16 protein-coding genes are annotated in these 20,650 nt (G+C 70.0%); 7 read left to right on the top strand and 9 right to left on the bottom strand.

What is annotated here, in order from left to right:
- Window positions 1–9: 9 nt before the first annotated feature.
- Complete coding sequence (gene corA, locus ABZ642_RS30175; protein ID WP_360489599.1) at window positions 10–1,014, bottom strand: magnesium/cobalt transporter CorA; 1,005 nt, start codon at window positions 1,012–1,014, stop codon at window positions 10–12.
- 173 nt (window positions 1,015–1,187) lie between these two features.
- Here corA and ABZ642_RS30170 point away from each other — a divergent pair, with 173 nt between their 5' ends.
- The 4 genes from ABZ642_RS30170 to mshC all read left to right on the top strand — a co-directional run bounded on the left by ABZ642_RS30170 (window position 1,188) and on the right by mshC (window position 4,685).
- Window positions 1,188–1,874: a histidine phosphatase family protein gene (locus tag ABZ642_RS30170; protein ID WP_360489598.1), complete on the top strand. Its 687-nt coding sequence runs from the start codon at window positions 1,188–1,190 to the stop codon at window positions 1,872–1,874.
- 108 nt (window positions 1,875–1,982) lie between these two features.
- Complete coding sequence (locus ABZ642_RS30165; protein ID WP_360489597.1) at window positions 1,983–2,573, top strand: DUF3090 domain-containing protein; 591 nt, start codon at window positions 1,983–1,985, stop codon at window positions 2,571–2,573.
- Window positions 2,537–3,352, top strand: coding sequence for an SCO1664 family protein (locus ABZ642_RS30160; RefSeq protein ID WP_360489596.1), 816 nt, complete (start codon window positions 2,537–2,539; stop codon window positions 3,350–3,352). Before ABZ642_RS30165 ends, ABZ642_RS30160 begins: the two co-directional genes overlap by 37 nt.
- A gap of 103 nt (window positions 3,353–3,455) precedes the next feature.
- Window positions 3,456–4,685 (top strand): cysteine--1-D-myo-inosityl 2-amino-2-deoxy-alpha-D-glucopyranoside ligase, encoded by a 1,230-nt coding sequence (mshC, locus tag ABZ642_RS30155; protein ID WP_360489595.1) that lies wholly within the window; start codon window positions 3,456–3,458, stop codon window positions 4,683–4,685.
- Between the two features lie 133 nt (window positions 4,686–4,818).
- On the opposite strand, the gene ABZ642_RS30150 is transcribed toward mshC, so the two are convergent.
- From ABZ642_RS30150 to ABZ642_RS30125, 6 genes are all read right to left on the bottom strand, one after another.
- A complete protein-coding gene (locus tag ABZ642_RS30150; protein WP_360489594.1) occupies window positions 4,819–5,841 on the bottom strand; it encodes a PAC2 family protein in 1,023 nt (340 codons plus the stop codon).
- A 163-nt stretch (window positions 5,842–6,004) separates the two neighbouring features.
- Window positions 6,005–6,676 (bottom strand): FadR/GntR family transcriptional regulator, encoded by a 672-nt coding sequence (locus ABZ642_RS30145; protein WP_360489593.1) that lies wholly within the window; start codon window positions 6,674–6,676, stop codon window positions 6,005–6,007.
- A gap of 224 nt (window positions 6,677–6,900) precedes the next feature.
- Window positions 6,901–8,517 carry a glycerol-3-phosphate dehydrogenase/oxidase gene (locus tag ABZ642_RS30140; RefSeq protein WP_360489592.1) on the bottom strand — a complete coding sequence of 539 codons (1,617 nt, stop codon included), beginning with the start codon at window positions 8,515–8,517 and terminating at the stop codon, window positions 6,901–6,903.
- 53 nt (window positions 8,518–8,570) lie between these two features.
- Window positions 8,571–10,109 (bottom strand): glycerol kinase GlpK, encoded by a 1,539-nt coding sequence (glpK, locus tag ABZ642_RS30135; protein WP_360489591.1) that lies wholly within the window; start codon window positions 10,107–10,109, stop codon window positions 8,571–8,573.
- Between the two features lie 81 nt (window positions 10,110–10,190).
- Window positions 10,191–10,985: an MIP/aquaporin family protein gene (locus tag ABZ642_RS30130; RefSeq protein ID WP_360489590.1), complete on the bottom strand. Its 795-nt coding sequence runs from the start codon at window positions 10,983–10,985 to the stop codon at window positions 10,191–10,193.
- 376 nt (window positions 10,986–11,361) lie between these two features.
- Complete coding sequence (locus tag ABZ642_RS30125; RefSeq protein WP_360489589.1) at window positions 11,362–12,126, bottom strand: IclR family transcriptional regulator; 765 nt, start codon at window positions 12,124–12,126, stop codon at window positions 11,362–11,364.
- A gap of 376 nt (window positions 12,127–12,502) precedes the next feature.
- Between ABZ642_RS30125 and metH the strand changes: the two genes are divergently transcribed.
- The 3 genes from metH to ABZ642_RS30110 all read left to right on the top strand — a co-directional run bounded on the left by metH (window position 12,503) and on the right by ABZ642_RS30110 (window position 18,907).
- Window positions 12,503–16,018, top strand: coding sequence for a methionine synthase (gene metH, locus ABZ642_RS30120; protein ID WP_360489588.1), 3,516 nt, complete (start codon window positions 12,503–12,505; stop codon window positions 16,016–16,018).
- A gap of 159 nt (window positions 16,019–16,177) precedes the next feature.
- Window positions 16,178–16,879 carry an HAD family phosphatase gene (locus ABZ642_RS30115; RefSeq protein ID WP_360489587.1) on the top strand — a complete coding sequence of 234 codons (702 nt, stop codon included), beginning with the start codon at window positions 16,178–16,180 and terminating at the stop codon, window positions 16,877–16,879.
- A 423-nt stretch (window positions 16,880–17,302) separates the two neighbouring features.
- A complete protein-coding gene (locus ABZ642_RS30110; RefSeq protein WP_360489586.1) occupies window positions 17,303–18,907 on the top strand; it encodes an ABC transporter substrate-binding protein in 1,605 nt (534 codons plus the stop codon).
- A 104-nt stretch (window positions 18,908–19,011) separates the two neighbouring features.
- Here ABZ642_RS30110 and ABZ642_RS30105 read toward each other — a convergent pair whose 3' ends face one another.
- Window positions 19,012–19,683, bottom strand: a complete 672-nt coding sequence (locus ABZ642_RS30105; protein ID WP_020939010.1) for a response regulator transcription factor — start codon at window positions 19,681–19,683, stop codon at window positions 19,012–19,014.
- A 15-nt stretch (window positions 19,684–19,698) separates the two neighbouring features.
- Window positions 19,699–20,640: a RecB family exonuclease gene (locus tag ABZ642_RS30100; RefSeq protein WP_360489585.1), complete on the bottom strand. Its 942-nt coding sequence runs from the start codon at window positions 20,638–20,640 to the stop codon at window positions 19,699–19,701.
- Window positions 20,641–20,650: the final 10 nt, after the last annotated feature.

The following is a 20,650-nucleotide window of genomic DNA, read 5'->3' as shown; positions in this document are numbered from 1 at the left end:
CCGCGCGCCTCACATCCAGCCGCGGCGCTTGAACAGCCGGTACAGCACCAGCTCCAGGGAGGCCATGACCAGGATCACCGCCGGATACCCCCAGAGCCAGTGCAGCTCGGGCATGTGGTCGAAGTTCATGCCGTAGATCCCCGCGATCAGCGTGGGGACCGCCGCCATGGCCGCCCACGCGGAGATCTTCCGCATGTCGTCGTTCTGCCGCACGCTCATCTGCGCGAGATGGGCGCTGAGGACGTCCGACACCAGCCGGTCCAGGGCCTCCACGCCCTCGTTCACCCGCAGCAGGTGGTCGTTGACGTCCCGGAAGAACGGGCGGGCGTCCTCGCGCACGAAGGGCACCGTCATGCCGCTGCCGTAGGGGCCCACTCCCGCCAGCTTGGTCATGGGCATGGCCAGCGGCACGGTGGCCCGGCGGAACTCCAGGATCTGCCGCTTGAAGGTGTAGATCCGCGACGCGGTGTGCCGGGAGCCGCCGCCGCTCGGCGAGAACACCCCGGCCTCCAGCTCCTCCAGGTCGTTCTGCAACTCGGTCGCGACCTCCAGGTAGTTGTCGACGACCGCGTCGGAGATGGAGTACAGCACCCCTGTCGGCCCGTGCTTGAGCAGCTCGTGCTGCTCCTCCAGGTGCCGCCGGATGTCCCCGAGCGGCGAGGGCGTCCCGTGGCGCACCGTCACCACGAAGGAGTCCCCGATGAAGATCATCAGCTCGCCTGAGGTCACCGTGTCGCTCTTCGGTTCGTACGTCACCGGCTTCAGGACGACGAACAGCGAGTCGTCGTACACCTCCAGCTTGGGCCGCTGGTGGGCGGTCAGGGCGTCCTCGACGGCCAGCGGATGCAGCCCGAACTCATCGGTGACCAGGTCGAACTCGTGCTCCGTCGGCTCGTACAGACCGATCCAGAGAAAACTGTCGCCACGCGCGCGTGCCTCCGCGAGGGCGTCGGAGAAGTCCTGCGGGGTCTCCGTCCGCTCCCCGTCCCGGTAGATGGCGCAGTCGACGATCACGGAGAGTATTCTCCCGTCGCCCGGCCCGCACCGCATTCCGTGACGTTCTTCACCTCCGGGCCGCCCCGGCCGGTGCCGAGGGGCCGCACGCGCCCGCCGCTTCGGGTCTGCGCGCGTGCGGCCCCTCGACACCGGCGCACTCCTCGGGCGGGCAAACGCCTACCCTGGGCCGCATGCCCACGCTGATCCTCGTAAGGCACGGACGGTCCACCGCCAACACCTCCGGGCTGCTCGCCGGCTGGACGCCCGGTGTCGCCCTCGACGAGCGCGGCGCCGCCCAGGCCGCCGCGCTCCCCGGCAGGCTCGCCGGGCTGCCGATCTCCGAGGTCGTCGCCAGCCCGCTGCAGCGCTGCCAGGAGACGATCCGCCCGCTGCTGGACGCCCGTCCCGGCCTCACCGCCCACACCGACGAGCGGATCGGGGAGGCCCACTACGGCGACTGGTCCGGCCGCAAGCTCGCCGAGCTCAAGGACGAGCCGCTGATGGAGGTGGTGCAGGCGCACCCGTCGGCGGCCGCCTTCCCGGGCGGGGAGTCCATGCGGGCCATGCAGACCCGCGCCGCCGAGGCGGTACGCGAGTGGAACGCGCGCGTGGAGCGCGACCACGGCGCCGACGCCGTCTACCTGATGTGCTCGCACGGCGACATCATCAAGTCGCTCGTCGCGGACGCGCTCGGTCTGCATCTCGACCTCTTCCAGCGGATCTCCGTCGAACCGTGTTCCATCACCGCGATCCGTTACACCCGTCTGCGGCCATTTCTCGTTCGTCTCGGGGACACCGGGGATTTCGCCTCCCTCGCCCCCCGCGAGGAACCTCCCGGGGAAGACGCCGCGGTCGGTGGCGGCGCCGGCGCGCCGTGATCGTCAGCCGCAGTAGGGTGAAGCGATCCACGTAGTCGCCGACCGGCAACCCGCGCGGTCAGTCGCCCTTCCGAGCCCACGCACTCTCGATTCCCATGGAGACAGGACGTGTCCCGTCAGGTGTTCCTCTACGATCCGCCGGACCGCTTCGTCGCGGGCACGGTCGGACTGCCCGGACGCCGTACGTTCTTCCTCCAGGCCACGGCCGGCCCCCGGACGACCAGCGTGGCCCTGGAGAAGACCCAGGTCGCCGCGCTCGCCGAACGCATGGACGAACTCCTCGACGAGGTCGTCCGGCGCAGCGGCGGCAACGCGGCCGTCCCCGCCGTCGCACCCAACGAGATCGCCGACAGCGCCCCGCTGGACACCCCCGTCGAGGAGGAGTTCCGCGTCGGCACCATGGCGCTCGCCTGGGACGGCGAGGAAGAGCGCATGATCGTCGAGGCGCAGGCGCTCGTGGAGCTGGACGCCGACTCCGAGGAGGACCTCGCCGAGGCCGAGGAGCGGCTCCTCCAGGACGAGGAGAACGGACCCCCGATGCTGCGGGTCCGGCTGACCGGCGCGCAGGCCAGGGCCTTCGCCAAGCGCGCCCTGGACGTCGTCAACGCCGGGCGGCCGCCGTGCCCGCTGTGCAGCCTCCCGCTCGACCCGGAAGGACACGTATGTCCGCGCCAGAACGGATACCGCCGCGGAGCGTGACCGCCGCCGAACTGCTCTCCCAGGGTGAGCTGAAGGTACGCGGACGCATCCGCGACGCCTCCAACGCGGCCCTGTTCTGCACGGTCGCGTACGACGGCGAGGAAGCGTCCTGCGTCTACAAGCCGGTCGCCGGGGAACGCCCGCTCTGGGACTTCCCCGACGGCACCCTCGCCCAGCGCGAGGTGGCCGCCTACGAGGTCGCCGCGGCCACCGGCTGGGACCTCGTCCCGCCCACCGTGCTGCGCGACGGGCCCTACGGCGAGGGCATGTGCCAGCTCTGGATCGACGTCGACCCCGAGAGCGCCGACCTGCTCGCCCTGGTCGACGCCGAGGAGCCGGAGCCGGGCTGGAAGGCGATCGGGTTCGCCGAGGTCGGCGAGGGAAAGACCGCGCTGCTCGTGCACGCCGACGACGCACGGCTGCGCCGGCTCGCCGTCATCGACGCCGTGATCAACAACGCCGACCGCAAGGGCGGCCATCTGCTGCCCACCGCCGACGGGCGGCTCTACGGCATCGACCACGGGGTGACCTTCAACACCGAGAACAAGCTGCGCACCCTGCTGTGGGGCTGGGCGGGGGAGCCGCTCACCGGTGAGGCCGTGGAGGCCCTCAAGGGGCTGCGGGAGGCCCTCGGCGGGGCGCTGGGGGTCCGGCTGGCCGAGCTGATCACCGCGGCCGAACTCGACGCCACGCGCGCGCGGGTCGACGCGCTGCTGACCACCGGAAAGCACCCGGAACCGAGCGGAGAGTGGCCGGCCATCCCCTGGCCGCCCGTGTGACCGGTCCGCAGCACATCGCGGACGCAAGATCAAGAGTGCCTTCCCGGCCATCTGGCCTGGTCCGGTTCGTATACCGAACTCGGGTCCGGTTACGCTCATGTACATGCATGCCTGGCCCGCTTCCGAGGTCCCCGCCCTGCCTGGTCAGGGCCGCGACCTGAGGATCCACGACACCGCGACCGGCGGTCCGGTCACCCTCGACCCCGGTCCCGTCGCCCGTATCTATGTCTGCGGCATCACCCCGTACGACGCGACCCACATGGGGCACGCGGCGACCTACAACGCGTTCGACCTGGTCCAGCGCGTGTGGCTCGACACCAAGCGGCAGGTGCACTACGTCCAGAACGTGACGGACGTCGACGACCCGCTCCTGGAGCGCGCCGAGCGCGACGGCGTCGACTGGGTCGCCCTCGCCGAGCAGGAGACGACCCTCTTCCGCGAGGACATGACCGCCCTGCGGATGCTGCCCCCGCGGCACTACATAGGCGCGGTCGAGGCGATACCCGGCATCGTGCCGCTGGTCGAGCGGCTGCGCGACCTCGGCGCCGCCTACGAACTCGACGGCGACGTCTACTTCTCCGTCGAGTCCGACCCCCACTTCGGCAAGGTCTCGGGCCTCGACGCCGCCGCCATGCGGCTGCTGTCCGCCGAGCGCGGCGGCGACCCCGACCGCCCCGGCAAGAAGAACCCCCTCGACCCGATGCTGTGGATGGCCGCCCGCGAGGGCGAACCCAGCTGGGACGGCGGCTCGCTCGGCCGCGGCCGGCCGGGCTGGCACATCGAGTGCGTGGCCATCGCCCTCGACCACCTCGGCATGACCTTCGACGTCCAGGGCGGCGGCTCCGACCTCGCCTTCCCGCACCACGAGATGGGCGCCTCGCACGCCCAGGTGCTCACGGGCGAGTTCCCGATGGCCAAGGCGTACGTGCACGCCGGCATGGTCGGCCTGGACGGCGAGAAGATGTCCAAGTCCAAGGGCAACCTGGTCTTCGTCTCCCAACTGCGCCGCGACGGCGTCGACCCGGCCGCCATCCGCCTCGCCCTGCTCTCCCACCACTACCGCGCCGACTGGGAGTGGACCGACCAGGTCCTGGCGGACGCGGTGACCCGCCTCGACCGCTGGCGGGCAGCGGTCTCCCGCCCGGACGGCCCGCCGGCCGAGGCCTTGGTGGAGGAGATCCGCGAGGCCCTGAGCAACGACCTGGACGCCCCGGCGGCCCTGGCGGCGGTGGACCGCTGGGCCGCACTCCAGCAGACCGAGGGCGGCACGGACACGGGCGCGCCCGGGGTCGTGTCACGAGCGGTGGACGCGCTGATGGGCGTGGCCCTGTAGACAGACGTCGGCACCCGCGCCCCGAAAGGGGCGCGGGGAAACCGCGCGCCAAGCCCCACCGGCGCGAGACCGACACCCGACGGCCGACACCCGACGAACAGGGGCGGTACGCACTACGCGTACCGCCCCTGTCTCAGTCCTCGGAGGTGTCCTCGCCGTCCGGCCCGGAGTCCTCGCCCTCCCCGGCATTGCCGGCGCTCCCGGGCGTGTCGGGCTTCGGCGGTCGGGGCGGCCGGGTCTTGCCGCTCGGGTTGTCCCGCAGGTAGGAGGCGCTATCGGTGCCGTCCGCCGTGGCGTGGCCGCCGGGCGGCGGATTCACGTCCCGGCGCCGCAGATAGCGCTCGAACTCACGGGCGATCGCCTCGCCCGACGCCTCCGGCAGCTCGGCGGTGTCCCGGGCCTCCTCAAGCGTCTGCACGTACTCCGCGACCTCGGTGTCCTCGGCGGCCAGCTGGTCCACGCCCACCTGCCAGGCACGCGCGTCCTCGGGCAGCTCGCCCAGCGGGATCCGCAGGTCGAGCAGGTCCTCCAGGCGGTTCAGCAGCGCCAGCGTGGCCTTCGGGTTGGGCGGCTGGGAGACGTAGTGCGGAACGGCCGCCCAGAGCGAGACCGCCGGGACGCCCGCGTGCGTGCAGGCCTCCTGGAGGACGCCGACGATGCCCGTCGGACCCTCGTACTTGGTCTCCTCCAGGTCCATCCGCTGGGCCAGGTCCGGGTCGGAGGTGACTCCGCTGACCGGCACCGGACGTGTGTGCGGGGTGTCGCCCAGCAGGGCGCCCAGGACGACCACCAGCTCCACGCCCAGCTCGTGGGCGAAGCCGAGCAGCTCGTTGCAGAACGAGCGCCAGCGCATGGACGGTTCGATGCCCCTCACCAGCACCAGATCGCGCGGCTTGTCGCCGCCGACCCGGACCACCGACAGGCGTGTCGTCGGCCATGTGATCTTGCGCACGCCGGCGTCCATCCACACCGTGGGGCGGTTGACCTGGAAGTCGTAGTAGTCCTCGGCGTCAAGGGCCGCGAACACCTCGCCCTTCCATTCCCGCTCCAGATGCGCGACCGCGGTGGAGGCGGCGTCGCCGGCATCGTTCCAGCCCTCGAACGCGGCCACCATGACTGGGTCGATCAGCTCGGGAACCCCCTCCAGCTCGATCACCCAGCGCCTCCTTCCGACGTACCCTCGCGTACGCCCCAACCTTACGGCGTCCGGCGGGGGCGCCCGCAGCCCCCTTGCACGGGGGAGTGAACGGATCACTGCCCCGTTCACCCTCCTCGAACACCCCGATTCGACAAGGAACCGCTCACCGGTAGTAAGCGCTTCACAGGCTGCTGCGCAGCCACTGCTCCACGCTCGCGATGTGCACGGTCGCCCAGGAACGGGCCGCCTCCGCGTCCCGGTCGCGCAGCGCGGCCACGATCGCCCGGTGCTCGCGCAGGGTCCGGGCGACCGCGTCCTCCTGGGTCAGCCCGCGCCAGATCCGGGCCCGGGTGGTCGGCCCGGACAGCCCGTCAAGGAGCGAGCAGAGCACCGAGTTCCCGGAGCTCTGCACGATGCCCCGGTGGAACTCCAGGTCACAGGCGACCAGTTCCTCCACCGAGGGCGCGGCGCCCAGGGCGTCCAACTGGGCGGCCAGTGCGTCCAGTTGCTGCTCGCTGATCCGGGCGGCGGCCATCGCGGTGGCGGCCGGCTCCAGGATCCGGCGCACCGCGAGGAACTCCAGGACCGTGTCGTCGCGGTGGAAGTCGACGACGAAGCTCATCGCCTCCAGGAGCAGTTGCGGGTCCAGGCTGGTGACGTAGGTGCCGTCGCCCTGCCGTACGTCCAGGATCCGGATCAGTGACAGGGCGCGCACCGCCTCCCGCAACGAGTTGCGGGACAGGCCGAGTTCGGCGGCGAGTTCGCTCTCCTTCGGCAACCGGTCACCGGGGCGCAGCGCACCGGAGACGATCATGTCCTTGATCTTCTCGATCGCCTCATCGGTGACTGCCATACCGGCCTCCTTGTCGCTGAGACATCCGATGTCTCAGCCACATTATGCGACCTGGTCAGGCCGGGGGCAGACCGTGGTGCCGGGCACCGGCCGGGACCGGTGCGCGCTCCGCTCCGCGCCGCCGGCAGCCGCAGCGCCTCCAGGGACCAGGTCAGGGTCCGCACCCGGCCCTGACAACGGGCGCGCGGAAGGGGCGGCTCCCCAGGGGAGAGGAGCCGCCTGGCTCACTTCTTGTCGAGCAGGTCCTGGACCTTCGCCTTGACGTCGTCCGTGGCCAGGCCGCGGATCGTCAGGGTGGTACGGCGGCGCAGCACGTCGTCCGTGGTCTCGGCCCACTCGTGGTCGCGGGCCCAGACGACCTGGGCCCAGATCTCCGGGGCGTCCGGGTGGACGCGCTCGGCGAGCTGCGGGTCCTCGTTGGCGAGGCGGGCGATGTCGAAGGCCAGCGAACCGTAGTGGGTGGCCAGGTGCTTGGCCGTGTCGGCGGCCATGCGCGGGCCGGGAGCCGGGTTGTCCACCAGCAGGCGGTGGGCGACCGCGCGGGGGTTGGCGACACCGGGCAGCGGCAGCTTCTTCGGCAGCGAGGAGATCGGTTCGAAGTCGTCGCCCAGCGGGTGCCCCGGCAGCGCCTCCAGCTTCTCCATCACCGTACGGCCGATGTGCCGGAAAGTGGTCCACTTGCCGCCCGCGACGGACAGCATGCCGCCCCTGCCCTCGGTCACCACGGTCTCCCGCTTGGCCTTGGCGGTGCTGCCGGGACCGCCCGGCAGCACCCGCAGGCCCGCGAAGGCGTAGGTGATCAGATCGCGCTGGAGCTGCTGGTCCCGGACGGAGAACGCGGCCTCGTCCAGGATCTGGGCTATGTCCTTCTCGGTGACGGAGACATCCGCCGGGTCGCCCTCGTACTCCTCGTCGGTGGTGCCGAGCAGCAGCATGTCCTCCCAGGGGAGGGCGAAGGTGATCCGGTACTTGTCGATGGGGGTCGCGAGGGCGGCCTTCCACGGGGCCGTCCGCTTCAGGACCAGGTGCGCGCCCTTCGACAGGCGGATGGACGGGGCCGCGTTCGGGTCCTCCATCCGGCGCAGGTGGTCGACCCAGGGGCCGGTCGCGTTGAGCACCAGACGGGCGTTGACGCCGAACTCCTCGCCGGAGACCGCGTCCTTCAGGTCGGCGCCGGTCACCCGGCCGTTGGTGAAGCGCAGACCGCTGACCTGGGCGTGGTTCAGGACGACCGCGCCCGCCTCGACGGCCGCGCGGACCGTCATCAGCGCCATGCGCGCGTCGTTCATCTGGTCGTCGCCGTACACGGCCACGGCCTTGAGGTTCTCGGTGCGCAGCTCCGGCACGTCCCGCTGGGCCCGGGCGGGCGAGAGCAGGTGGCCGACGCCGTCACCGAACGCGGAGAGCGCGGAGTAGGCGAAGACGCCCGCTCCGAGCTTCGCCGCACCGTGCGGACCGCCCTTGTACACGGGGAGGTAGAACGTGAGCGGGTTCGCCAGGTGGGGAGCCACCTGGCGGGAGACCGCACGGCGTTCGAAGTGGTTCTCCGCCACCAGCTTCACCGCGCCGGTCTGCAGGTAGCGCAGACCGCCGTGGAGGAGCTTGGAGGAGGCGGAGGAGGTGGCACCGGCGAAGTCGCCGGCGTCGACCAGGGCCACCCTGAGGCCGGACTGCGCGGCGTGCCAGGCGGTGGAGATGCCCAGGATGCCGCCGCCGATCACGAGAAGGTCGTACGACGCCTTGGAAAGCTGCTCCCTGGTCTCGGCACGGCTCGGAAGCGAGCCGGAGGCCGGGTGTGTTCCCAGGGCAGGCACGGACTGCAGGGTGGACTGACTGGTCATGTCGGGTTCTTACTCCTCGTCAGAGCTCGATCGTGAGAGCGTGCGCGCTCTCGTCAGCTCTCGTCGTCGATCCAGCCCATGGTCCGGTCGACGGCCTTGAGCCAGTTCTTGTACTCACGGTCGCGGGTCTCCGCGTCCATGCGGGGGGTCCACTCGGCGGCCCGGCGCCAGTTGGCGCGCAGTTCGTCGGTGTTGGACCAGAAGCCGACGGCGAGGCCGGCGGCGTAGGCGGCGCCGAGGCAGGTGGTCTCGGCGACCATCGGGCGCACCACCGGTGCGTCGAGGACGTCGGCGAGCTGCTGCATCAGCAGGTTGTTGGCGGTCATGCCACCGTCGACCTTGAGGGCCACCAGCTCGTCGCCGGAGTCCTTCACCATGGCGTCGGCGATCTCGCGGGTCTGCCAGGCGGTGGCCTCCAGGACGGCGCGGGCCAGGTGCGCCTTGGTGACGTACCGGGTCAGGCCGGCGATCACACCGCGGGCGTCGGAGCGCCAGTGCGGGGCGAACAGACCGGAGAAGGCCGGCACGAAGTAGGCGCCGCCGTTGTCCTCGACCGAGAGCGCGAGCGTCTCGATCTCGGCGGCGGTGGAGATCAGGCCCATCTGGTCGCGCATCCACTGCACCAGCGAGCCGGTGACGGCGATCGAGCCCTCCAGCGCGTACACCGTCGGCTGGTCGCCGATCTTGTAGCCGACCGTGGTCAGCAGGCCCGCGTACGAGTTGATGATCTTTTCACCGGTGTTCATCACCATGAAGGTGCCGGTGCCGTAGGTCGACTTGACCTCGCCCTCGGCGAAGCAGGTCTGGCCGAACAGGGCCGCCTGCTGGTCGCCGAGCGCGGAGGCGACCGGGATGCCGCCGAGCAGGTCCCCCAGCTTGCCGCCGGTGACGTCGCCGTAGACCTCGGCGGAGGAGCGGATCTCGGGGAGGATCTGGAGCGGGACGCCGATGGACTCCGCGATCTTGTCGTCCCACTGCATGGTGTGCAGGTTCATGAGCAGGGTGCGGGAGGCATTGGTGACGTCGGTGACGTGCTTGCCGCCGTTGACACCGCCGGTCAGGTTCCAGATGACCCAGGTGTCCATGGTGCCGAAGAGGATGTCGCCCGCCTCGGCGCGCTCCTGGAGGCCGTCGACGTTGTCGAGCAGCCAGCGGGCCTTGGGGCCGGCGAAGTAGGAGGCCAGCGGGAGGCCGGTCTCGCGGCGGAAGCGGTCCTGGCCGACGTTGCGGCCGAGCTCCCGGCAGAGGGCGTCGGTGCGGGTGTCCTGCCAGACGATGGCGTTGTAGACGGGCTCACCGGTGTTCTTGTCCCACAGCACGGTGGTCTCGCGCTGGTTGGTGATGCCGATGGCCTTGATGTCGTCGCGGGTGATGCCGGCCTTCTGGATGGCCCCGGCGACGACTTCCTGGACGTTGGTCCAGATCTCGTTGGCGTTGTGTTCGACCCAGCCCGGCTTGGGGAAGATCTGCTCGTGCTCCTTCTGGTCGACCGAGACGATACGGCCGTCCTTGTCGAAGACGATGCAGCGGCTGGAGGTCGTGCCCTGGTCGATCGCGGCGATGAACGGGCCTGCGGTGTGGGCGTCGGTCACTGTGTGCTCCTCGAAGATCCGTGGTGTGTGGCGGTACGTCTGCTGCTTCAGCGGAGTTCTGCCGGTAGCGGAGGTCTGCTTCTAAGCAAAAGCGACGTTGTAGATGCCCGCGGCTATCGCTCCGCCGATCAGCGGACCGACCACCGGGATCCAGGCGTAGCTCCAGTCGGAACCGCCCTTGTTGGGCAGGGGGAGCAGCGCGTGCACGATACGCGGACCGAGGTCACGGGCCGGGTTGATGGCGTAGCCCGTCGGACCGCCGAGCGAGAGACCGATGGAGACGACCACCAGGGCGGTGATCAGGCCGCCCAGCACACCGAGGCCGTTGCCCTTGTCGTTGAGGCCCTGCGTGAGGACCGCCAGGATCAGCACGATGGTGCCGATGATCTCCGTGGCGAGGTTCTGCACCACGTTCCGGATCTCGGGACCGGTGGAGAAGATGCCGAGGACCGGGCCGGCGCCGGTCTCTTCCGCCTCGACGGCCTTGACCTTGGTGGCCTGCGCGCCCGGACCGCCGACGATCTCCTTGTCGGTCAGGTGCGCGTGGAACTGGCCGTAGTAGGCGACCCATACCAGGGTCGCGCCGATCAGCGCGCCGAGCAGCTGGCCGGCGAAGTAGACCGGAACGTTGCTCCAGTCGTCGTTCTTGATCGCGAGGGCGACGGTGACGGCCGGGTTGAGATGGGCGCCGGACAGCGGTCCGGAGATGTAGACCGCCGTCATGACGGCGAAGCCCCAACCGAAGGCGATGGCGAGCCAGCCGGCGTTACGGGCCTTGGAGGCCTTGAGCGTGACGGCGGCGCACACACCGCCGCCGAGCAGGATGAGTACGGCGGTACCGATGGTCTCGCCGATGAAGATGTCGGAGCTGGACACCCGCGACTCCTTTGTCCTTCGTCCAGGGAAGCCGAACCCCGAGTCCCGTCGGGGTGTTGGCGCCCTCGTGGGTGAGAGCGAATCCGGCCCTTGGCGTTGCCACACTCTAGCGCGTATTGCCGGTAGGTGTTCGACAATGCCGACCGATGGACGGGAGTCTCGCCCCGGCGTTACGTGTGCGTCAAGAGTTCTGTTATCGAAAGTGCGATCGTTATTGATTGCTGTGAGTTATCGATCTTTGTCGGGATCGTGGGTCGGATGTGCTGCGGTAGCCCACTGAACTCCACTTTTGTTCTGTTTTGTCCAGATCAGGGTACGGCTGAGGCCGGTCCGCCGACAGGCGGACCGGCCTCAGGTGGTGATCAGTGGTACGCGGTCAGAACCGTCCCGCGCCCAGGTCCCGCGACACCGCGCGGGCGCAGTCCCGCACCGCGGCGATCAGCTCGGGCTGCAACTCCCCGTCCTTGCACAGCCGCTCCACCGCGCCCGTGATGCCCACCGCGCCCACCGGCATGCGGCGCCGGTTGTGGATCGGCGCCGCTATCGACGCCACGCCCTCCCAGGTCTCCTCCACGTCCGCCGCGTACCCCCGCGCGCGGGTGATGTCGAGGACGTGTTCGAAAGCGTCCAGGTCACAGGTCGTGCGGTCCGTGAAGGGCTTGCGGTCGGCCTCCAGGGCCTCGCTGTGCGCCACCGGGTCGTAGGCGGACAGCACCTTGCCGAGCGCGGTGGAGTGCAGCGGCTGCATCGCCCCGATCTCCAGCACCTGCCGGCTGTCGTCGGGCCGGAACACGTGGTGCACGATCAGCACGCCCTGCTGGTGGAGAACGCCCAGGTAGACGCTCTCCCCGCTGGACCGGGCCAGGTCGTCCGTCCACACCAGCGCCCGGGCCCGCAGCTCGTGCACGTCCAGATAGGTGGTGCCGAGCCGCAGCAGCTCGGCGCCCAGCTGGTAGCGCCCCGAGGCCTCGTCCTGCTCGACGAACCCCTCCTGTTGGAGGGTGCGCAGAATGCCGTGCGCGGTGCCCTTGGCCAGACCCAGTGACGAGGCGATGTCGGACAGGCCGAGCCGTCGCTCGCCGCCCGCGAGCAGCCGCAGCATCGCGGCCGCCCGTTCGAGCGACTGGATGTTCCGTGCCATCGCAGTCCTGCCTCCGTCCCCTACGACCCTCGCCGTAAGACTGCCGTAACCATCGTTCGGCAATGCCGAACACTACCGGTCCGTGTCGACTCTCCGCTAATGGTTGGTCGACACCTGTTACGCCAGGCGTGGTCCGCGCTCACCGCAGGTGTGGTCCCCGTGGCTCACGTCACGTGCGGTTCCCGTGCCCGGCGCGGCTGCCGTGGTGGGCGACATACTCGCCCATCCACCGCCTCACCAGCCCCTCACCCGTCCGCCACATGGACGCCCTGCACATCCAAGCCCACCCCCGGTTAGGCTGGCGCAGTGCGTCCATGTCCGGGCCCGGCCCGGCGGACCGCATAGCCGACAGCCGTCGCATCCAAGGGAGCCCTTCATGGCCTCGTCGCCACCGTCCCCTTCCGCCGACAGCCGGACCCGTGTGTCCGCGCTCCGAGAGTCGCTGGCCACCCGTGTGGTGGTCGCCGACGGAGCCATGGGCACCATGCTCCAGGCCCAGGACCCCACCCTGGACGACTTCCAGCAGCTCGAGGGCTGCAACGAGATCCTGAACCTGACCCGCCCCGACATCGTCCGCTCGGTCCACGAGGCGTACTTCGACGCGGGCGTGGACTGCGTCGAGACCAACACCTTCGGCGCCAACTACGCGGCGATGGCCGAGTACGACATCCCCGAGCGCGTCTACGAGCTGTCCGAGGCGGGCGCCCGCATCGCCCGGGAGACCGCCGACGGCTATGTCGCCCGCGACGGCCGCCAGCGCTGGGTGCTCGGCTCCATCGGCCCCGGCACCAAGCTGCCCACCCTCGGCCACATCGGGTACACCACGATCCGCGACGCCTTCCAGCAGAACGCCGAGGGCCTGATCGCGGGCGGCGCCGACGCGCTGATCGTGGAGACCACCCAGGACCTGCTCCAGACCAAGGCGGCCGTGATCGGCGCCCACCGCGCCCGCGAGATCGCCGGCCTGGACGTCCCGATCATCGTCTCCGTCACCGTCGAGACGACCGGCACCATGCTGCTGGGCTCCGAGATCGGCGCCGCGCTCACCGCGCTGGAGCCGCTCGGCATCGACATGATCGGCATGAACTGCGCCACCGGCCCCGCCGAGATGAGCGAGCACCTGCGCTACCTCTCCCGGCACTCCCGTATCGCGCTGTCGTGCATGCCCAACGCCGGCCTGCCCGTCCTCGGCAAGGACGGCGCCAGCTACCCGCTCACCCCCTCGGAGCTGGCCGACGCCCACGAGACCTTCGTACGGGACTACGGCCTCTCCCTCATCGGCGGCTGCTGCGGCACCACCCCCGAGCACCTGCGCCAGGTCGTCGAGCGGGTCCGCGGCGTCACCCCGCCCGAGCGCAGCCCGCGCCCCGAGCCCGGCGCCGCCTCCCTCTACCAGACCGTCCCGTTCCGCCAGGACACCTCGTACCTGGCCATCGGCGAGCGCACCAACGCCAACGGTTCCAAGAAGTTCCGCGAGGCCATGCTGGACGCCCGCTGGGACGACTGTGTGGAGATGGCCCGCGAGCAGATCCGCGAGGGCGCCCACATGCTCGACCTCTGCGTGGACTACGTCGGCCGGGACGGCGTCGCCGACATGCAGGAGCTGGCCGGCCGCTTCGCCACCGCCTCCACCCTGCCGATCGTCCTGGACTCCACCGAGGTCCCCGTCATCCGGGCCGGCCTGGAGAAGCTCGGCGGCCGCGCCGTCATCAACTCCGTCAACTACGAGGACGGCGACGGCCCGGAGTCCCGCTTCGCCAAGGTCACCGCGCTGGCGCGCGAGCACGGTGCCGCGCTGATCGCGCTGACCATCGACGAGGAGGGCCAGGCCCGCACCCCGGAGAAGAAGGTCGAGATCGCCGAACGGCTGATCGAGGACCTGACCGGGAACTGGGGCATCCACGAGTCGGACATCCTCATCGACACCCTGACCTTCACCATCTGCACCGGCCAGGAGGAGTCCCGGGGCGACGGCATCGCCACCATCGAGGCGATCCGCGAACTCAAGCGCCGCCACCCGGACGTCCAGACCACCCTGGGCCTGTCCAACATCTCCTTCGGCCTCAACCCGGCCGCCCGCATCCTGCTGAACTCCGTCTTCCTCGACGAGTGCGTCAAGGCGGGCCTGGACTCGGCGATCGTGCACGCGAGCAAGATCCTGCCGATCGCCCGGTTCTCCGAGGAGGAGGTGCGGACCGCCCTCGACCTCGTTCACGACCGCCGCGCCGAGGGCTACGACCCGCTCCAGAAGCTGATGGCCCTCTTCGAGGGCGCCACCGCCAAGTCCCTCAAGGCCGGCAAGGCCGAGGAACTGGCCGCCCTCCCGCTGGAGGAGCGGCTCAAGCGCCGCATCATCGACGGCGAGAAGAACGGCCTGGAGGCCGACCTGGACGCGGCCCTCCAGGACCGCCCCGCCCTCGACATCGTCAACGAGACCCTGCTGGACGGCATGAAGGTCGTCGGCGAGCTGTTCGGCTCCGGCCAGATGCAGCTGCCGTTCGTCCTCCAGTCCGCCGAGGTCATGAAGTCCGCGGTGGCCCACCTCGAACCGCACATGGAGAAGTCGGACGCCGAGGGCAAGGGCACCATCGTGCTCGCCACCGTGCGCGGCGACGTCCACGACATCGGTAAGAACCTCGTCGACATCATCCTGTCCAACAACGGCTACAACGTCGTCAACCTCGGCATCAAGCAGCCCGTCTCCGCGATCCTGGAGGCCGCCGACGAGCACCGGGCGGACGTCATCGGCATGTCCGGCCTGCTGGTCAAGTCCACGGTGATCATGAAGGAGAACCTGGAGGAGCTCAACCAGCGCGGCCTGGCGGCCAGTTACCCGGTGATCCTGGGCGGCGCGGCCCTCACCCGCGCCTACGTCGAGCAGGACCTGCACGAGATCTACGAGGGCGAGGTCCGCTACGCCCGCGACGCCTTCGAGGGCCTGCGCCTGATGGACGCGCTCATCGGCGTCAAGCGCGGAGTGCCCGGCGCCAGCCTGCCGGAGCTGAAGCAGCGCCGGGTGCGGCCCACCGCCACCGCCGAGGTCGAGGAACGGCCCGAGGAGGGCCATGTCCGCTCCGACGTCGCCGTCGACAACCCGGTGCCCACCCCGCCGTTCTGGGACACCCGCGTCATCAAGGGCATCCAGCTCAAGGAGTACGCGAGCTGGCTCGACGAGGGCGCCCTCTTCAAGGGCCAGTGGGGCCTCAAGCAGGCCCGCACCGGCGAGGGACCGTCGTACGAGGAACTCGTCGAGACCGACGGCCGCCCCCGGCTGCGCGGCCTGCTGGACCAGCTCCAGACCGAGAACCTGCTGGAAGCGGCCGTGGTCTACGGCTACTTCCCGTGCGTCTCCAAGGACGACGACCTGATCATCCTGGACGAACGCGGCAACGAACGCACCCGGTTCACCTTCCCCCGCCAGCGCCGCGGCCGCCGGCTGTGCCTCGCCGACTTCTTCCGCCCGGAGGAGTCGGGGGAGACGGATGTGGTCGGCCTCCAGGTCGTCACCGTCGGCTCGCGCATCGGCGAGCGGACCGCCAAGCTCTTCGAGGCCAACTCCTACCGCGACTACCTCGAACTGCACGGCCTGTCCGTCCAGTTGGCCGAGGCGCTGGCCGAGTACTGGCACGCGCGCGTCCGTGCGGAGCTGGGCTTCGCCGGCGAGGACCCGAGCGACGTCGAGGACATGTTCGCCCTGAAGTACCGGGGCGCGCGGTTCTCGCTGGGCTACGGCGCCTGCCCCAACCTGGAGGACCGCGCCAAGATCGCCGACCTGCTGCAGCCCGAGCGGATCGGCGTCCAGCTGTCCGAGGAGTTCCAGCTGCACCCCGAGCAGTCCACCGACGCCATCGTCATCCACCACCCGGAGGCGAAGTACTTCAACGCGCGCTGAGCCCGTGGACGTGCGGCACTGAGCCGTACGTGTGCGGTGCGGCGCCGAGACGCGTGCCACAGAGCACACTGATCGGATAAGTCGTACACTGGTCGGTCCACAGCAGGCCGGTTCCCGCATGGGAACCGGCCTGGTCGTCCCTCAAGGAGGTGCGCCCGGATGACCAGTACGGTCCCCGCGCTCGGAACCCGTACGGCGGAAGGCTCGGCGCTTCAGGCGGTGCTCCTCGACATGGACGGCACCCTGGTGGACACCGAGGGCTTCTGGTGGGACGTCGAGGTCGAGATCTTCGCCCGCCTCGGCCACACCCTCGACGAGTCCTGGCGGCATGTCGTGGTCGGCGGCCCCATGACCCGCAGCGCCGGGTTCCTCATCGAGGCCACCGGCGCGGCCATCACGCTCGCCGAACTCAGCGTGCTCCTCAACGACGGCTTCGAACAGCGCATCGGCACCGCCCTGCCGCTGATGCCGGGCGCCAAGCGGCTGCTCGCCGAACTCCACGAACAGCAGATCCCCACCGCCCTGGTCTCCGCCTCGCACCGGCGCATCATCGACCGCGTCCTGACCTCACTGGGCCCCCACCACTTCGCCCTCTCCGTCGCCGGCGACGAGGTCTCCCGCACCAAGCCCTATCCGGACCCGTATCTGCTCGCCGCCGCGGGACTTGGCGCGGATCCGGCCAGGTGCGCGGTGGTCGAGGACACCGCGACCGGTGTCGCCGCCGCCGAGGCCGCCGGCTGCCAGGTGGTCGCCGTACCGTCCGTCGCGCCCATCGCCCCGGCCGAGCGGCGCACCGTGGTCAGCTCCCTGGAAGAGGTCGACCTGGCATTTCTGCGCGGGCTGATGACGGAAATGCGCTAGCCGTTCACCCAGCGTGCAAAGGGCATTGGGCGAAATCCCGGCGGAGCTCATTCAACGGAATTCGCAAGTGTTCAACCGGCTGAATTGCGTTGCCGCTCCCGGTGATTGCGTGTGTGACGTTCCCCACGTGCACGGGGGTCGACAACGTTGCCCGGGTGTGCCGCTTCCCCCCTGATCGGGGGGAATTCAGGCGCCCTTGTGTCCCGATTGGGGAGAGGCTGCACTAATCCTGCCGCCGTCGGGTTTTCGGTCTGTCCGCAGCCGGTTCCGCTGCGTGATGGGACCTCAACTCAGGCGCCTGCGAGCCCTCCTGCGGGTGCGGACTAATCTCGTCGCGAGAACATCGCCGCTACCCCCGTGATCCGCTTCGACACCCCTGCATGCCGGATACACGGACACGAACAGCTCTGGAGAACTTCGAGCATGAACCGCAAGACTTTGGTGCTGCCGGCCGTCATCGGTCTGCTCACTCCGGTTCTCGCCGCGTGCGGTGGATCCGACAGTGGGAGCAACAGTGACGGCGCGATCGTCGTCGGCACCACCGACCGGTTCACCGCCACGAAGGACGCACCGGCGCCGGTCGACCCCGCCTACTCCTACGACGTCGGCGGCTGGAACATCCTGCGCCAGACCGTGCAGACCCTCATGTCCCAGCCCAAGGGTGACGGTGACCCGGTTCCCGACGCCGCCGAGAGCTGCTCCTTCACCGACAGCGGCAGCGAGCGCTACGCCTGCAAGCTGCGTGAGGGCCTGAAGTTCTCCGACGGCAACGCCGTCACCGCCGCGGACGTCAAGTGGTCCATGGAGCGCGCCCTGCGCATCAAGTCCGAGAGCGGTGTCTTCGCCCTGCTCTCGAACATCGACACCATCGAGACCCAGGGCGACCGAGAGGTCATCTTCCACCTCAAGTCGGCCGACGCCACCTTCCCGTACAAGCTGTCCACTCCGGTCGCGGGCATCCTGAACCCGAAGGACTACGCGAAGGACAAGCTCCGCGACGGCTTCGACGTCGACGGCTCCGGTCCCTACACCTTCAAGGCCGACGTCCAGAACAACGAGATCGTCTCCGCCACCTTCACCAAGAACCCGAACTACAAGGGCAGCGTGACGGTGAACAACGACAAGGTCGTCATGCGCTCCTTCAAGGACGCCGACGCCATGGGCGAGGCGATCGACAAGGGCGACATCGACGTGATGACCCGCACCATGTCGCCGTCCCAGATCAACAAGCTCGACGCCGGCGACGACTCCAACGTCGACCTCGTCGAGATGTCCGGCCTGGAGATCCGCTACCTCGGCTTCGACACCGACGCGCCCACGGTCAAGACCAAGGCCGTCCGCCAGGCGATGGCCCAGATCATCGACCGCGCCGCACTCGTCGCCAAGGTGTACGGCTCCCAGGCCGAGCCGCTGTACTCGCTGGTCCCGGCCTCCGTGACCGGCCACTCCAACTCCTTCTTCAACAAGTACGGCGACCCCAACGTCGCCAAGGCCAAGAACCTGCTGACCGCCGCGAACATCACCACCCCGGTGAAGCTGACGCTGCACTACACGACCGACCACTACGGCTCCGCCACCAAGGAGGAGTTCGAGGTCCTGCAGCAGCAGCTCAACAACAGCGGCCTGTTCGACGTCGACATCAAGGGCACCCCCTGGTCGACGTACCAGACCGCCGAGCGCAAGCAGGCGTACGACGTCTACGGCATGGGCTGGTTCCCCGACTTCCCGGACGCCGACAACTTCCTGGCGCCGTTCCTCGGCAAGGACAACTTCCTCGCCTCGCCGTACACCAACAGCAAGATCAACGACAAGCTGATCCCCGAGTCCCGCCGCGAGGCCGACCGGGCCAGCGCCTCCGGCAGCCTCACCGAGATCCAGGACATCGTCGCCGACGAGGTCCCGGTGCTCCCGCTGTGGCAGGGCAAGCAGTACGTCGCCGCCCGCGACGACATCACGGGCGTCTCCTACGCCCTCAACTCCTCCTCCAGCCTCCAGCTGTGGGAGCTCGGCCGCGGCTCCAGCAGCTGACGTCCGGTCACCCGCTGTTCATACGACGGGAAGGGCGCCCCACTCGGTGGAGTGGGGCGCCCTTCCCGTCGTAACGCGTCCTGCCGGGCTTCGCGTGGCGCGTCCTACTGGGCGCCCGGACGCACCAGGCCGCTCTCGTACGCGTACACCGCCGCCTGCACCCGGTCCCGCAGCCCCAACTTGGTCAGCACATGCCCCACATGCGTCTTCACGGTGGTCTCGCTGACGAACAGGTCGGCGGCGATCTCCGCGTTCGACAGTCCCCGCGCGACCAGCTTCAGCACCTCCACCTCACGGTCCGTGAGGGTGTGCAGGGTGTCGGGCACCGGCTCCTCACCGGACGGCAGATGCGTGGCGTACTTGTCCAGCAGCCGGCGCGTGATGCTCGGTGCCAGCATCGCTTCGCCGCCCGCCACCACCCGGATCGCCTGCACCAGCTCATTGGCCGGCGCGTCCTTCAGCAGGAAGCCGCTGGCCCCCGCACGCAGCGCCTCCACCACGTACTCGTCCAGATCGAACGTGGTCAGCACCAGCACCTTCGCCGGGCCGTCCCGGCCGGGCCCGGTGATCTGCCGGGTCGCCTCCACGCCGTCCATCCGCGGCATCCGGATGTCCATCAGCACCACATCCGGCTGGAGGGCGCGCACCTGGTCGAGAGCCTGCAGACCGTCTCCGGCCTCGCCCACGACCGCGATGTCCTGCTCGGCCTCCAGGATCATCCGGAACCCGGTTCGCAGCAGTGGCTGGTCGTCGACCAGTAGGACGCGGATGGCCACGGTGAGTCTCCTTCGCTAGTCCGCGCCCATTCTGCCCTGCGCGGCGTCCCCGGACTCGGCCGACCTCACCGGCAGTGGATACGGCGGGGGAGTACCGCCGAACTCCGGGCAGTGCGCCTGGTGGTCGCACCAGCCGCACAGCTTCGTCGGACGTGGCCGCCAGACCCCGGACTCCGTCGCCTGCCGGATCGCCTCCCACAGTGCGAGCAGCTTGCGCTCCACCCGCTCCAGATCCGCGAGCACCGGGTCGTACGTCAGCACGTCCCCGCTGCCGAGATAGACCAGCTGCAGCCGCCTCGGCACCACGTTCTTCAGCCGCCACACCACCAGGGCGTAGAACTTCATCTGGAACAGCGCGCCCTCGGCGTACTCGGGTCTCGGCGCCTTGCCGGTCTTGTAGTCGACGATCCGCACCTCGCCCGTCGGCGCCACGTCGACCCGGTCGATGATCCCGCGCAGCCGCAGGCCGGACTCCAGTTCGGTCTCGACGAACAGCTCCCGCTCCACCGGCTCCAGCCGCGCCGGATCCTCCAGCGTGAACCAGCGCTCGACGAGCTGCTCCGCCTCGCCCAGCCAGCGGGCCAGCCGCTCGCCCTCGGGATCGTCCGCGAACAGCTCACCGACCTCCGGCCTGCTCTCCCGCAGCCGGTCCCACTGCCCCGGAACCAGTGACCTGGCCCGCGGCGCCGTCCGCTCCGCGGCGGGCGCGTCGAAGAGCCGCTCCAGCACCGCGTGCACCAGCGTCCCCCGGGTCGCCGCCTCGCTCGGCTTCTCCGGCAGCCGGTCGATCACCCGGAACCGGTACAGCAACGGACACTGCATGAAGTCACTGGCCCGCGACGGCGACAGCGACGCCGGCGGACCGGCCGGCGCCGCCCGCACCGCCGTGACCGGTTCCTCCCCCTGCGCGACGGCCGTGTCCTGAGCCTGCGAGGCGTCCTCGATGCTGCTCTCCATGACCACAGAC

Source organism: Streptomyces sp. NPDC007157 (genome assembly GCF_040634235.1).
Classification (GTDB): domain Bacteria; phylum Actinomycetota; class Actinomycetes; order Streptomycetales; family Streptomycetaceae; genus Streptomyces.
The sequence above is the reverse complement of the archived record's forward strand: the minus strand, read 5'-3'. Positions and strand labels throughout refer to the sequence as shown.

Excerpts from the sequence above, each read along its gene's own strand:
- ABZ642_RS30170 (WP_360489598.1), top strand. The coding sequence starts at position 1,188 with ATGCCCACGCTGATCCTCGTAAGGCACGGACGGTCCACCGCCAACACC.
- ABZ642_RS30110 (WP_360489586.1), top strand. The coding sequence starts at position 17,303 with ATGAACCGCAAGACTTTGGTGCTGCCGGCCGTCATCGGTCTGCTCACT.
- ABZ642_RS30160 (WP_360489596.1), top strand. The coding sequence starts at position 2,537 with ATGTCCGCGCCAGAACGGATACCGCCGCGGAGCGTGACCGCCGCCGAA.
- ABZ642_RS30140 (WP_360489592.1), bottom strand. The coding sequence starts at position 8,517 with ATGACCAGTCAGTCCACCCTGCAGTCCGTGCCTGCCCTGGGAACACAC.
- mshC (WP_360489595.1), top strand. The coding sequence starts at position 3,456 with ATGCATGCCTGGCCCGCTTCCGAGGTCCCCGCCCTGCCTGGTCAGGGC.
- ABZ642_RS30125 (WP_360489589.1), bottom strand. The coding sequence starts at position 12,126 with ATGGCACGGAACATCCAGTCGCTCGAACGGGCGGCCGCGATGCTGCGG.
- ABZ642_RS30115 (WP_360489587.1), top strand. The coding sequence starts at position 16,178 with ATGACCAGTACGGTCCCCGCGCTCGGAACCCGTACGGCGGAAGGCTCG.
- ABZ642_RS30145 (WP_360489593.1), bottom strand. The coding sequence starts at position 6,676 with ATGGCAGTCACCGATGAGGCGATCGAGAAGATCAAGGACATGATCGTC.
- metH (WP_360489588.1), top strand. The coding sequence starts at position 12,503 with ATGGCCTCGTCGCCACCGTCCCCTTCCGCCGACAGCCGGACCCGTGTG.
- ABZ642_RS30100 (WP_360489585.1), bottom strand. The coding sequence starts at position 20,640 with ATGGAGAGCAGCATCGAGGACGCCTCGCAGGCTCAGGACACGGCCGTC.